The 13733-nt window shown below is 48.1% G+C and carries 9 protein-coding genes and 1 pseudogene; all 10 read right to left on the bottom strand.

The window, feature by feature from the left end; genetic code table 11:
- Nucleotides 1-457: 457 nt before the first annotated feature.
- Nucleotides 458-1627, bottom strand: coding sequence for a glycoside hydrolase family 88/105 protein (locus tag DXT99_RS19215; RefSeq protein ID WP_115567256.1), 1170 nt, complete (start codon nt 1625-1627; stop codon nt 458-460).
- Nucleotides 1628-1698: 71 nt separating this feature from the next.
- The gene (locus DXT99_RS19210) at nt 1699-3039 is read right to left on the bottom strand and encodes a BNR repeat-containing protein (RefSeq protein ID WP_115567211.1); all 1341 of its coding nucleotides are present in this window, start codon (nt 3037-3039) and stop codon (nt 1699-1701) included.
- A gap of 277 nt (nt 3040-3316) precedes the next feature.
- Nucleotides 3317-5506 (bottom strand): family 43 glycosylhydrolase, encoded by a 2190-nt coding sequence (locus tag DXT99_RS19205; RefSeq protein ID WP_317048153.1) that lies wholly within the window; start codon nt 5504-5506, stop codon nt 3317-3319.
- A 174-nt stretch (nt 5507-5680) separates the two neighbouring features.
- Nucleotides 5681-6829, bottom strand: coding sequence for a glycoside hydrolase family 43 protein (locus tag DXT99_RS19200; protein WP_115567209.1), 1149 nt, complete (start codon nt 6827-6829; stop codon nt 5681-5683).
- A 95-nt stretch (nt 6830-6924) separates the two neighbouring features.
- Nucleotides 6925-7278: a hypothetical protein gene (locus DXT99_RS19195; protein ID WP_115567208.1), complete on the bottom strand. Its 354-nt coding sequence runs from the start codon at nt 7276-7278 to the stop codon at nt 6925-6927.
- A 367-nt stretch (nt 7279-7645) separates the two neighbouring features.
- Nucleotides 7646-8266 (bottom strand): RNA polymerase sigma factor, encoded by a 621-nt coding sequence (locus DXT99_RS19190; RefSeq protein ID WP_115567207.1) that lies wholly within the window; start codon nt 8264-8266, stop codon nt 7646-7648.
- Nucleotides 8267-8416: 150 nt separating this feature from the next.
- A pseudogene (locus DXT99_RS19185) lies at nt 8417-9211 on the bottom strand (gluconate 5-dehydrogenase).
- 22 nt (nt 9212-9233) lie between these two features.
- On the bottom strand, nt 9234-10076 hold the full coding sequence (kduI, locus tag DXT99_RS19180; RefSeq protein WP_115567255.1) for a 5-dehydro-4-deoxy-D-glucuronate isomerase: 843 nt from the start codon (nt 10074-10076) through the stop codon (nt 9234-9236).
- Nucleotides 10077-11056: 980 nt separating this feature from the next.
- Entirely contained in the window at nt 11057-12151 is a 1095-nt protein-coding gene (locus DXT99_RS19170; protein WP_115567205.1) for a LacI family DNA-binding transcriptional regulator, read from the bottom strand.
- A 189-nt stretch (nt 12152-12340) separates the two neighbouring features.
- On the bottom strand, nt 12341-13546 hold the full coding sequence (locus DXT99_RS19165; RefSeq protein WP_181885181.1) for a DUF4861 domain-containing protein: 1206 nt from the start codon (nt 13544-13546) through the stop codon (nt 12341-12343).
- Nucleotides 13547-13733: the final 187 nt, after the last annotated feature.

Raw genomic sequence — 13733 nt, 5'->3', positions numbered from 1 at the left:
GCATAGCAGCTGTTCTTTAGCATATGCTATGGCAGCACCAGCCTGGTATGCTGCTTCTACAAGTGAGCAAATTGTGTAGCAGGTTTTTTTATCTAATTGCGTCGGAATGTCTCTCCAGACCAGGCTTTTTAAATTCTTGCTTATTCCCACTGTTGCGATCAACTCTTATCATTACAGAGAGAGCTCTCCAGTTAAATTGGACACACTCACCCAACTATTTTCATTAAAAAAATATAGCAAAGTTGTAGCACCTGTCGATATGAATATAGCAGTGTCTCAGTCACTTCCTGATGGAACAACAGGAACTCATCAACTACTATCCGGAAAAAGAAAAGCCTGACATCTGGTCAGGCTCCTCAATGTGTACATGTATGAAAAATTTTAAAATCTATGCTGGCCCCAGAAAGCAACAAAGTGCCTATCTAAGGAAGCAGTTTCTTTTGAAACAGATGGGGATTTACCGCGTTACTGTTTTGTCCACGTAGCGGTACATCTCAGAGGCAGCCAGCAGCACGGCTCCCACTCCGAAACCGGTGGTAGAGTTTACATCCACTACCTGCCCCGGAATAGCCCTCTCCCCTATCGGCTGCACATAGCCTATCTTGCCATTCGGCTGCAAAGCCACTGTGGTTAAATAGTTATACCCTTTGGCAGCAGCCGGCAAATACTCTTCCTCATTCAGGTAGCCGTTATTGATGCCCCAAAGCAGTCCGTAGGTAAAGAAAGCGGTTCCGCTGGTTTCAGGCCCTGGAGCGTGTTCCGGGTCCAGAATGCTGCGCGTCCAGTAGCCTTCCGGCTGCTGCGACTTCACGATAGCCTCAGCCATGTCTTTATACCTGCTCACATAAAAGTCCCGGTGTGGGGCGTTCTCTGGCAGGTCCTGCAGCACTTTGGCCAGGCCCGCAAACACCCAGCCGTCGCCACGGGCCCAGAAGTCTTTTTTGCCGTTTGCACTTTTGTGTTTCGGGTAAATATATTTTGCGTCGCGGTAATAGAGCTGTTCCTCCGGGTCATACATCACAGAGTCGGCATAGCTGTAGTACTCGTAAAGCTTTTCCAGGTACTGCTCGTTTCCGGTTACCTTGTAGAGTTTCGTCATCACAGGCATCACCATGTACAGGCCATCAGCCCACCACCAGTAGTCGCTGTTCGGGGTGCTCATCTGGTACTCCATCACCTCCCGGGCACGGGCAATCTTCTGAGGGTCCTTCTGCTCATCCAGGTTGTATAAGTCGATGTAGGTTTGGAAGGCAATCTGCCAGTCTCCGAACATTACGTAGTCATCTTTCTCGCCGTAAGAGTATTTCCAGTTCGCTTTATCAGTAGACTTGGCCCCCATCCACTGGTTTTTATTGGCCCACGCTTCAGAGTACTGCCTGTACTGCTCGTTCTGCGTTACCTTATAAGCTTCCATGTTGCCGGTGTGGTAGGCGGCAACGTCCCAGAAAGCCCACCCGTGCTCCGGGTTCGTTTCCTGCCAGTATGTATTAACCTTGTGGATGACACTGGCGACCTCTTCTTTTGATTCGGGCAGCAGCGGATTCCTAGTCTTCGTGGCTGTGGAGGTGGCACATGACATGAGCAACACCATCAATAGCGTAAAATAAACAGACGAATTAGTCTTCATATTTAAGTATAATACTGCGTTTCTTATTTTCATATCTGTTGATAACAGCGCTTCAGTGTAAATGGCCTTTCTCAGAAAGCCGGTTTCCACTCTACTATCTGTATCGGTTGCGGCGGTATGCTGGCCTGGCCTTCGCCATCTACCTGCTCCACTTTCTGCACGAACAGGTTGAGAATACCTTTTGCTTTCCAGAGCTCCGTGTCATACGTGGGTTCCCAGGATCCGAGTGACTCCTGCGTCAGGTCCACGATGTTCCACTTGCGGTCTGATAGCTTGTCGATAACCACTGCAGAAGCTTTGTTGCCTCTTTCCTCATCCCGGAAAAGCATTAAGACAGAGGCATCTTCTCCGGTATTTTTTACCATTACCTGTGGCCTTGCAATAGGTATGCGCTTGGTTCCCACGCCGCTCAGGCTGAAGGGTGTTTTGCGGAAGTCCAGTTGGAGTGCGTCCCAGGCGCTGCCGTTGTGGTACACCAGGTGGTACTGCGGAATATCGGAACCTGCCTCTCTCCAGTAAGTAGCAATAAAGGGATTGCCTTTGGCATCGGCCCCCATCGATGTCTGGTTGATCAGCTCACTGTTCTGCGGAATTGCCCATGCCTGTTCTCCAGTGGCTTCTGTGATGGGCAGCGTATACTTATCTCCGGTAGATTTCTCCCAGGTTATGCCCCCGTCGGTGGAGCGGGCATAGCCCAGGTCGTGGTTACTGGCCACATCGGGGCTCTCGCGCCATACCCACGACACATGGATAGTGCCCTGCTCATCTATATAGGACTGCCAGTAAGCGTTCCGCTGCCCTTCGCCGTCAATCAGGTTGCTGTGCAGCTGCGTCCATTGGCGGGTGCTGGTATCGTAGCTGTTGATAACCATGTTGCCCTGCCCGGAGCCTCCGTCGCGGTAAAAGAACAGGAGGTTGCCGTTCTGCAGCCGGTAAAACTCCGGGTAAGAAACGACCTGCTCGTTCTGGCCCGTCATGGGCATTTTGTCTGTCATCTGCAGGGCGCCGGGGCTCACGCTGCGGGCATAGTTCAGTTTGTTATTGTGGTGGTCCCAGGAGAGGTGCAGGTAGCCTTTGCCATCCACCATGATACTGATGGTATTGTGAGCATCTGCTGCATTTCCCTTGAAATCTGTCTTGCGTATTTCCCAAGCATCAGTTCCGTTTTTCCTTTTGGCCAGCATCACCGAACGGTCTGCATCATACCAGGCGGTGTACTGCGTATCCTGAAAAGTAACGAGTGAATTCTTGCGAAACACCACTACATTCACGGAGTTATTGGCCCAACCATCTGCCACAGTTGAAGTGGTAGGTTCAGACAAGCGGGTTGTTGTGCAGGAGGTGGCGAGTAAAAGGGCAAAGACGGCAATAATAGCATGCCTCCATACCTTAGAAAGGTTCTTATACGTCATGTAATTAGGTCCAAAGACTTACCTTAGTTGCTGTTCCGGAACGCTTCGCGTTACCGGAGCGTGGTGTTTTCTGGTTTTAATAAATTTGCCGGAAGTCAAAGCCTCCTACTGTGCTTTCAAACCACAGGATCCCACCCTTTCTATTTCTATAAGAGATCCGCCTCCCGCTGTTTGGACAACCCTGCAGACATTTTATCGTCCTATTGCTTCTAAGTTTTAAGAATGGCACCAGAAGAGGCATCAGCCTCTAGAAAAACCACCCCTCGTACAATACATTCTAAAGTCTATTGCCACCATTGCCTTTCAGGTCCACTGCCTTCACCCCCTGATGAGTCGGTGTCACTTGCCTGATACTGCCGTCAGTGTTAAACTCCAGTTTATCAATACTGACTTCTCGGTTGTACCCGGCAGCATCCCCCATGGTGATTCCCTTCGGATAATTAAAACGGTGATAGACAATATACCACTCATCCTTGCCAGGCATCTGTAAAATGGAATTATGGCCTGTCCCGTAAATACCGGCCTCTTTGTCCTTGGCGATGACCAGGTTATTCTCCGGAACGATTATTTTCCCCATAGGAGTACTAGACGTACCATAGCGCACCCGGTAATTTTCGCTTCGCGTATCGTCCTCAGACCACAAAAAATAATACGTGCCGTTCCTGTAAGAAACGGTGGCACCCTCCCTGAAAGTGGCATCTGGCGTCATGACTTTGGTGGTGCCTGGTTTAATGGAAACCATATCCTCATTCAGCTCGGCACCGGCCATATAGCCGTTGCCCCAGTACAGGTAGTTCTTTCCTGTTTTCGGATCTGCAAACACCTCCGGGTCAATTTGCTGCCCACCGGTCACACCTTCCGGAAAGGCGTCAATTAGTGGTTTCCCTGAATCCACAAACGGACCGGTGGGATTGTCTGCCACGGCAACACCAATTTTCTGGGCGGCTGTGAAGTAGTAGAAATACTTGTACTGGTCCCCGGTTTTCTTCTCTATGATGCAGGGTGCCCAGGCGTTCCTGTCTGCCCAGCTCACGTCCTTGTGCAGGTCCAGTATCACGCCTTCATCCTTCCAGTCAACTAAATTATCGGAAGAAAAGGTTTTAAAGTATGTGCCAGACCAACCGGTAAAGCCGTCGCTTGTCGGGTAGATATAGAATTTTCCTGTTTTTTCAGAATACAGCACATCCGGGTCCGCATAAAAGCCTTCCAGTACCGGGTTATGGTCTTCTCTTGCAGTTACCTGGTAGGTATGTGGCTCCTGTCCCTTTACATTCACCGTATAGGTTACCGGGCCGGAGGTAAAATCCTGTGCAGACTGGGGCGCAATGGTTACACCGGGAAAGGCAGTGAACTCAGGGTCAAAAGCGCTGAGGTTGACGCCCGGTTTTACAGGCAGGTAGAGCTGCTTCGCGGCCGTGTCTAAAGTGATATTTATCTTTTTCAGTCCGCTTGCCCTGGCAGATCCGATAACATCATCCGCCGTTCCCCACTTGCCCATTAGCCTTGCCGCTTCCTCTGCCGTAACAGGCAAAACAGTGCCGTGGCGTGGGTGGAAATTCATGCTTACCTCCTGATCTATGATGGTAAAATTTTGCAGATCTCTGCTTTTCGTAAACTGGTATTTGCCTTTGGTATACACATCATACATCAGGATGTAGTCGTCGCTGTTGTTCAGTTTAAAAACACCTGAGCCTTCTACCGGGTCTTTCGTCTGCTGCACATACTTGTCCTGCAGTACGTATCCCTCTGTCAGCTTATCGGAAGTGGCGATCTTTATACCAGAACCCTCTCCTTCTGTTTTAAAGAACAAGTGATATTTCCCATCCTTGTGTATGATGTCGCCATCAATGGCAGCGCCATTGGTTGGGCTAAAGAAGAGTTGTTTCGGCGTGGTCTCCAGGGCGGTGAAGTCCTTGTTGGCATAGGCATAATAGATTTTGTCCGGATCCTCGCCATGCTTCATCGAAAAGTAAATCATATACTTTCCGGCCTCAGGGTCATAAATGGTTTGCGGTGCCCATACCCGGAGCAGGTCTTCCTGGCCCGAAAACTGCTGTTGGATGTTCACCACACTGGAAGTCCAGTTCACCAGGTCAGTGGATTTCAGCAGCACCATAGCCCTGTTAGAACTCCAGCCGTTAGCCGACACCATATCGGTCACCACCATGTAGAATGTTTTCCCATCAGCGCCGCGCAAAATGTGCGGGTCACGCACGCCTCCGGTAGAGCTGATATCTGCTGAATTGATGACTGGCTTGTTGTTATTCAGTGCTCTGTAGTTATACCCGTCGTTGCTCAGGGCAAACCGAATCGCTTCTTCGTCTTTGTTGTTGCCAGTGAAGTATGTAAATAAATACGCGCTATACGCTTCCTCCGGAGCCTTTTCCTCAGTTCCACTACTCGCACTGCTTGTTATTTGCTGTCCGCAACTTGATAAGAGTAAACACGATACTACTCCAGAAAACAAGCATCTTTTTATGTAATCTGTTGTATTCTGATAGCGATGCCTTTTTGTTAAAATACTATATCTCATATTCATCTGCTTCTGTTATAGGGATGGCACAGCCTGTTTCATCAGATTTGCGGTATCTGCTTGTAAAGTATAGGCTGAGCGTTCAGCTCTTTATTCCTGCTTAATTCTTTAGTTCTTCTTTTCGGCAGCATCTTTCAGCGTCCACTCATCCTGCCATTTCAAAACCGGCTTACCCTCTTCAAAGGTCAGAGGCAACCAGATGTAACGGCCATCTATGGGGTTTTTCGGGCGCCACCTGTCAGCCATGAAAATAAAAGTGTCTTTTTTCCCCTGAACCGGGAGTATGAATGTGCTCTGCGACTCAAAGGTCGTACTCTTTTGTTCCTCGGTTCCCCGAACAGGGTTTCCAAGTTGCTTCCATCCTTTCATCATATGGTCACTCACCGCCGAACGTGCCGGGTTGGGTGCCCACCCTGTCAAACCCGACGTTATCATATAGTACTTGCCATCTTTCTTGAGAATGGCGGGAGCTTCATTTCTCCCTCCAGGAAATACCCGGACGTATTCATCTGTAAAGTCTACATAATCATCTGTCAGCTTACTGATATGAAGTGTCCTGTTTTCTTCAGAAGAGGTAATGTGGTAGGCGGTACCATCATCATCCACAAAAAGTGTCATATCGCGGGACATTTGTCCGCCCTCAAAATCTCTTTGCAGAAATGCGCCTGCTGCTACTTTCTGCTCCCACTCCGGATCGTTTTCAGTAACTGTGATAGGTTCTGTTTTATGCGACTCAGTAGCGTTTTCAGGCCACACCCCTGGATGCGGGCGCAAACTTTTCAAAAAGGTATAAGGTCCTGTTACTTTGTCTGCGGTAGCAACGGCGGTGCGGGCGGCGGCATATCCCTGCCCTTTTAACTCCAGGTGAAACCACATCACAAACTTGCCTGTCTTCTCGTTGTAAATCACCTTGGGGCGCTCAATCACAGCCCCTTTCTCTATGTCAGAACCGCTTCCCTCTGCGGCAACAGGAAGCGCAATGCCTTCGTTTTTCCAGTTATAAAGGTCTGAGGAGGAATAGCAGCTAACGCCCACCATGGCCTTGTTCCCGTTTCTGCCCTCTATCTTGTGTTCCCCGAACCAATAGTACTTGCCATCATGGAACAGAACGCCGCCTCCATGCGCGTTGATGTGCTTACCATCTGTATCCGTCCAGATTTCGCCTGGTTTAAAAGAGGTATGCGCTTTCGGTTGCTGGGCGAACGCTGGCACGCTCAACCAGAGCAACATTAGGAACAAGTGGCTTAGTCTCTTCATCTTCTTACATCTTTTTTCAAAAAATAGAAATGGCAATCTAATTATCATTTATCAGAAGGCTTATACTTTGCTCAGGAGGATTTGCCATTCGATTTTCAGCTACCAGTGCTATATTTTGTTGCAGGCTTTCTTAGTTCTTTAAATAGCTGTCTTCTGTTATGTTCCTTTAAAAGTTCAGCGTTATCCTTTGCATCGGACTCCTCTTTCGACTTTTGGATTTTCTCCCAAAGTGTGTTCACCTTTTTATCCTCGAGTTTGTACTTATCCGCATTTACCTGCAGCACCAGGGCCCTCGCCTGCTCTATTTCTTTCGCTTTGTCAGGGTTGTCGGCTATAAACTGCATCCAGAAAGCCTCCTGGTTCGCGTCTTCTTCAAGCACCCAAAGCCAGAAATCTTTATCATCTGCAAACTCTTCTGAAGAGTATTGTTTGTATTTAAGACTATTCATCTCCAGCTTTCCTCATACGTTCGTGTTTCTTATAACCAAAGAGGTTCCTTTGGTACAATTTGGACATTTTTGCCCGGATAATTTACAAACAAAGGATAAAATTGAGAAAGCAGGCGCTGAAGCAGCTTAAAAGGAAGGGATAGCTGTCGTTTTAAACAGTTTGGTTACTGCTGTTTTCCGCAAGCAGGCCCAAGGGAGCGGCCTGTCAATAGAAGTAAACTTATATACATTCAATCCAGCGGGGCAGCCTGTATGAAGTAGATTCACAGGCCGCTCCGCTGGAGTTAAGGGTGCTGGTACTTTTGGCTAGCAACAGTTCGTACCGCCGGGATTCAAACCGCAGCAACGTGGTGCTACATAACATCAGTTAGTAAGAAATATTTAAATTCTTTACGTTCTTTTTAAGCGCCGACAATCCTCTGCTAACCAATTTATAGATATTGTCGGTGCTCATGTTCATCACGCCGGATATCTCCTGGAAAGAGAGGTTCTTGTAAAACTTCAGGAGGATAGCTTTCCGCTGGTTTGCAGACAACTGCCGCAGTCCCTGCTTCAGGCAGGCCTTCTGTTCTGCTTTTCCCTGTCTGCTGATGAGTTGGTCTTCTATGGAGGCGTTGGTTTCCTTTAGAGCCGCTTTAAGATTCGAGTAGTCGTCAAACAGGATGTCTTTTCTTTTCAGCACCTCTTTGTAAATCCTCCTTTTGATACAGGCATACAGGTAGTACCTGATAGAGGCAGGCAGGGACAAGTTCGCCCTGTTCTTCCACATATCCAGAAACAGGCCGTGGATACAGTCCTCGATCAGTTCCTCGTCATCAGAGAATTTTCTGGAGTAGTTGTAGATTACCTGCACGTAGTTTTTGTAAATCGTAGCAAAGGCATCCTCATCTCCGGACTGGAACAGTTTCCATAGATTTTTCTCTGCCTCACTTTTTGTTATGCTGCCTGCTACTCCTACCTCGTTTTCTGTTTGTAAAGCTACTCTCATTGTTAAACCTGTTTTATAGAATCTAAACTTTAAACACGCCCTAAATCCTGCTGCGGCGCTTCTTGAAAGGTGATTATCTTTGGTATTTTCCCGCGGCCGGCTAAGGCTAAGGCTTTACTCTTCGTGCTCCGGAGCAGCAGCAGTTAGCTCCTAGCCCTCTCCATGCGGCTTTCCGATAGTGGCCAGTATGCCGCCGTCCACATACAGTATCTGCCCGTTTACAAAATCACTGGCTCTTGATGCCAGAAACACAGTGGCACCGCCCAACTCATCCGGGTCGCCCCATTTGCCTGCTGGTGTCCTGTTGATGATGAACTCGTTGAAGGCATTTCCCTCCACTCGTAAAGGCGCTGTCTGGCTGGTGGCAAAATAGCCCGGGCCGATGCCGTTCACCTGAATGTTGAACTTTGCCCACTCCGTCGCCATGTTCTTTGTCAGCATCTTCAGGCCGCCTTTGGCCGCCGCATAGGCACCCACATTCTGGCGACCCAATTCACTCATCATAGAGCACACATTGATGATCTTGCCCTGCCTGCGCTCCATCATCCCCTTCACCACTGCCTGCGACACAATGAAAGGGGAAGTCAGGTCCACGTCTATCACTTCCTGCCAGTCCTCGAGTTCCATGTCCACCAGTGGTGTGCGCTTGATGATGCCGGCGTTGTTCACGAGTATATCAATCGGCCCAATTTCCCGCTCTATGGTGCTTACCTCTTTTCATACCTGCTGCTGATCCGTTACATTGCACATGAACCCGTGGGCTTTTATGCCATGCTCCTCATAGGTTTTCACGGCCTGGTCTACTTTCTCCCGGGAGGAGTTTCCGTTCACCACGATGGTTGCCCCTGCCTGCCCAAGCGCTTTCGCCATGGCCATGCCCAGGCCATGGGTGCCACCTGTTATCCATGCTGTTTTTCCTGTGAGGTCGAATTGCTGTAGTATCATCTTATGGTTTATCGTCTTTCGCTTATCTTAATTCTGCTACCTGGCACTTGTCCATGTCATTGTAGTCCAGGTTCTCGCCTGCCATTCCCCAGATAAAAGTATAGTTGGTTGTGCCGGCTCCCGCATGAATAGACCACGGAGGGGAAATCACTGCCTGCTCATTTTGCATCCAGATATGCCTGGTCTCGTTTGGCTGCCCCATAAAATGGCAAACCGATTGCCCCTCTGTCACATCAAAGTAAAGGTACACCTCCATTCTCCGGTCGTGGGTGTGCGCCGGCATGGTGTTCCAGACACTTCCGCTCTGCAGCTCTGTCATGCCCATCTGCAGCTGGCAGGTTTCGATAACGCCTGAAATGAGAAGCTTTGTGATGGTCCTGCGGTTGGAAGTTTCGGTGCTTCCCAGCTCCACCACTTCTGCCTGTTCGCGTGTTACTTTTTTAGCAGGATACGCATGGTGCGCCGGTGCCGAGTTGAGGTAGAACTTGGCGGGATTCAGTGAGTCTTCGCTTGCAAAGCGCACCTCTTGCGTTCCCCTACCCAGGTACAAGGCCTCCTTGTTTTGTAGACTATAAGTAACCCCATCAGCCTCGACTGTACCGGCACCGCCTACGTTGATGATGCCCATTTCGCGCCTTTCCAGGAAGTAAGAAGCTTTCAGAATATCTGTCGCCTGCAGGGAGAGAGACTCTCCAACTGGCATTGCCCCGCCTGCCATATAGCGGTCGTACATAGTATAGGTAAGGCAAATGCGGCCCGGGCTGAAAATCTCTTCAATCAGAAAGTTTTCCCGCAGGGCCTCCGTGTCCATTTGCTTTGTCTCGGATGGGCTTACTGCGTAGCGTATGTCTTTTTCTTTGTTCATGTGGATTAGTTTGATTTCCGTGTCATTCAGCTCATGCAAACGTTTGCAGAGAGATGTTAAAAGCAGCTGCAAACGTTTGCATAGAAGCTACAACAGCAGGCACTGCAAACGTTTGCATAGCACCTATAAAATTTGTTTTACCCGCTAAGAGAGTAACAAAACGTTTGATGGCTGATCTATAGGTCATATAATACTTTGTATTAAATTCACCCTGCTTTGAGTACTTACTTTCAATGTAAATACACTGATCTTGTGAAGGATTACTTTCTAAAAGTATTAAACGTTTTTACGACACCAAAAAAAACAAGCGCTTTTTTTTGCAAAAAGAATGAGCACACACTCACTCTAATCTCAGAAAAACACCCTCCTACTAAAGAAAAAATTGCACTCAATAATAGACTTCTTTGGCACCTGATATTCTATATAAGGCTATCGAACCATAGCAAAACTGCATATACACGCATGAATCAACAAATATTGGGACAGCATATAGATAAACTGCACAGGCAGGAATTGGATGTTTGGCACCTGACAGCATTGAAAAAAGCAGGCTGTGAGTATAGCAGTTAATAACTTGCGTTACACAACACCAGATTATAGTTTGTTTTAAATCCTGGCGGGTCGACCTGTAAATAGCATGATGGTCAAAAACCACCCTTAGCTCCAGCGGAGCGGCCTGTAAACATATCCCCAACAGGTCGCTCCGCTGGAGCTAAAGAATAGAGAGACCCTTTTTCTATCAACAGGTCGTCCCGCTGGAACTTTTGCGTAATGTCAGTTAATAATTGTTGAAAGGATAGTTTGGCAGTTTACTGGTTAAAAGACACAGCAAGGGCGTTGGGAGATATAATTAGCAGATGTTTCTCTTAAAGTCAACGGGATTGAGGAGTGGGTTTACAGTCTTGCATCAGGTGAACCCGATTATGGATAACGCAACTATAGCTACTGATAAAAAGAGTTACCTATACCACCACATTTTGTTAGCGGTTTACCTTTGCTTGGCCGTCTTCTGATAGGAAACTGGTATTGCCTGCAAAGTCTGCCCCGCTTATTGCTTCACTGGAGGCTCGCGTTATCAGTTCAACCGGAGTGGTGATGGAAACATAGTCGCTGTCTTCTTTTATTTTGTGCTGAAGCAGGTTCATCATCAGGGTGGCTGCCTGATCCCCTACTTCATAAGGGAACTGTTCTACAGAGGTAATAGGCGGAGTGATAATTTCTGAGCGTGGGTCGTTAGAATATCCTGTAAGCTTTAAATCCTCCGGAATATGGACCTGACGCTTTTTAGCGTACTCCATCACAGCAATCGCAGTAGTATCGTTACAGGCAAAAATTGCGTCTGGCAGAGAGGTTTGGGAGAAAATAACGTCACATGTCTTCAAGGCGTTTTCTTTTGTCAATTCATGAAAGAAAACAATTTCTTCATCTACCGGCACATCATACTCTTTCAAGGCATCAAGGTACCCATTATACCTGTTCTGATAAATGCTACACGTTAAAGGACCGCCAATATGCGCAATCCTGCGGCAGCCTTGTTGCAACAAATGCAGGGTTGTCTGGTAACCGCCGGAATAATCATCGCCCTTCACTTTGTGGGCATCATAATTCGTAGGCACCCTGTCATAAAAAACGAGCGGGATCCTGCTCTTTGAAAAAACATCGAAATGCGAAAAATCAACGGTATGCATGGCAGCCGAAACAATAAGCCCCTCCACTCTGGATGCGTACAGCACGTTTACCAGTTCCTTCTCCATGGCCGGCGAATCGTTTGACTGGCAAATCATCAGGTTATAGCCGTACTCATGCAATTTGTTTTGGATGGCAGTTGCCACCGTAGACGGGAAGTACTGCGACAAGCGGGGAAGAATCAACCCAATGGTATTAGACCTGCTGTTGCGCAGGCTGGCAGCCAGCGCGTTATGCCTGTAATTGTGCTTCTCCACCAACTCCCGTACACGCACTTTTGTTTCCTCGCTTATATGCGGGTGGTTATTCAATGCTCTGGAAACAGTAGACACAGACACTCCCATCTCAGCTGCTATGTCTTTGATCGTGTACTCTGGCTGTTTGCTCATTCTAGTGGATTACGTTTACTCAATCTGAACCTATTATCTGACGAGTGTTGCACAACTTAATAATTTTTATTTGTACGGCTCCAGGACATACATTGCCTGTAAAAACAGCACTACACTCTAAAAAGGCACTTTTTACCTTCTTCCATCTGCAAAAACAACAGTGCTTGCAGCCTCTTTGTTCGTATATTATTAAAACCTGACCTCTAATGGCGAAGCTACCCGTTTTGCAAAGTCACCCAGGTACTGATCCCACGCTTCTTTCGATTTAAACTGGCCGCTCTTTTCCCAGCCAAATCCCGCATAGTATACCAGTTTGTCATTTTCCGGATTTGTAATAACGTATAGGTGGCTCTGGTCCCTTGTTTCTACGCGGTGGTCTTTATACTCCTCCACTACCTCCGGGGCAAGCACAATTCCTGTGCCCAGGTTAGAGTCATCCATAGGTTCCCAGTAGCGGAACCAGCCTTGCTCCGGGTTAGCTTTCACTTCGCCTTTCTTCTCGTGCAGTGTAATACCGATGGTGGCGTTTGGCAGGGGCCCGTCCGCTTCCAGGTGATTCTCGAAACGTGTCATGTTACTACCTAAGTCAAGGCTGATGCGTTTCTTTTCGGTAATGGTGCGGCCGTTCGCCTCCCATGGCGCATACGTCAGTTCAAAAACGGTGCGGATTGGGCCTTCTGCAATGGTGGTATACCCGGTGAAGTTCCTGGACACATACAGTGAGTCATTTTCCAACACACCAATACCTCCAATGCCTCTGCTCGCACCTACGTGGTATGGGTCATAGCCCTCGCCCTGGTCTTTGTGATAAAAGTTTGGGTCTTCTTTATACCCTTCATACCATTTGTTGATGATGGGGTAATTCACCCGCTTCAGCCAGACATCCATACCGCTGGTGAGTGTACCGCCTGGTTTGCCTTCCTCTACCATCTGCTGCGCTACAGGGCCATAAGTCCGGAAAGCGACCCGGTCGTTTTCCCAGGTATAGTCGTCGGTGCGCTCCGGCACAAAACGGGAGTAGGTGGTTAGTTTGCTCTTTGGCCTTTGCGCGGCACCGTCTTCAGCACCTGCCAGGAGAAACGTCTTCTCCTCATTTGCTTTGATGTTTGTCTGGAAAAGGATTTCATCAACTGTACCGTCCGCATCGTTGTCCAGCACCTGTGTTACGAGCAGGCTATCTGTCTCCCCGTCCCTGATCAGGATGTTCTCAGCACCAAATTCATTTACAAGAGCCTCCACCTCACTGGCAGGGATACTGACAGTTTCAGCTGTCCGGTCCATGTCCAAGTTATTCTTTACCGTAAAGGCTTTCGAGTTATTCTCTTCCTGTTGGCAGGAGGAGAACATTACAGTTGCAAGTGCGATACCTGCCCACGCTATTTTTCTGTTTTTCAAAGCAAGAATCATCATCAATTAAAATACAGTATCAAACTCTATTATTTGTGTCGTATTGTAGTACAGTATTTAAACGCACCCCTACAAAGCTGATTTTGGTTATGACCTACGCGGTTTCATGCCTGATTTCCCAAGGTAGAAAATAAGCTAAACAATTACCTACCAAGAGCACGAAGCAGCACTATAT

It is taken from the genome of Pontibacter diazotrophicus (assembly GCF_003367245.1).
Classification (GTDB): Bacteria; Bacteroidota; Bacteroidia; order Cytophagales; family Hymenobacteraceae; genus Pontibacter; species Pontibacter diazotrophicus.
The sequence above is the reverse complement of the archived record's forward strand: the minus strand, read 5'-3'. Positions and strand labels throughout refer to the sequence as shown.

Bases quoted from the DNA above. Each gene is read 5' to 3' on its own strand.
- DXT99_RS19215 (WP_115567256.1), bottom strand. From the start codon at position 1,627: ATGAAGACTAATTCGTCTGTTTATTTTACGCTATTGATGGTGTTGCTC.
- DXT99_RS19210 (WP_115567211.1), bottom strand. From the start codon at position 3,039: ATGACGTATAAGAACCTTTCTAAGGTATGGAGGCATGCTATTATTGCC.
- DXT99_RS19200 (WP_115567209.1), bottom strand. From the start codon at position 6,829: ATGAAGAGACTAAGCCACTTGTTCCTAATGTTGCTCTGGTTGAGCGTG.
- DXT99_RS19195 (WP_115567208.1), bottom strand. From the start codon at position 7,278: ATGAATAGTCTTAAATACAAACAATACTCTTCAGAAGAGTTTGCAGAT.
- DXT99_RS19190 (WP_115567207.1), bottom strand. From the start codon at position 8,266: ATGAGAGTAGCTTTACAAACAGAAAACGAGGTAGGAGTAGCAGGCAGC.
- kduI (WP_115567255.1), bottom strand. From the start codon at position 10,076: ATGAACAAAGAAAAAGACATACGCTACGCAGTAAGCCCATCCGAGACA.
- DXT99_RS19170 (WP_115567205.1), bottom strand. From the start codon at position 12,151: ATGAGCAAACAGCCAGAGTACACGATCAAAGACATAGCAGCTGAGATG.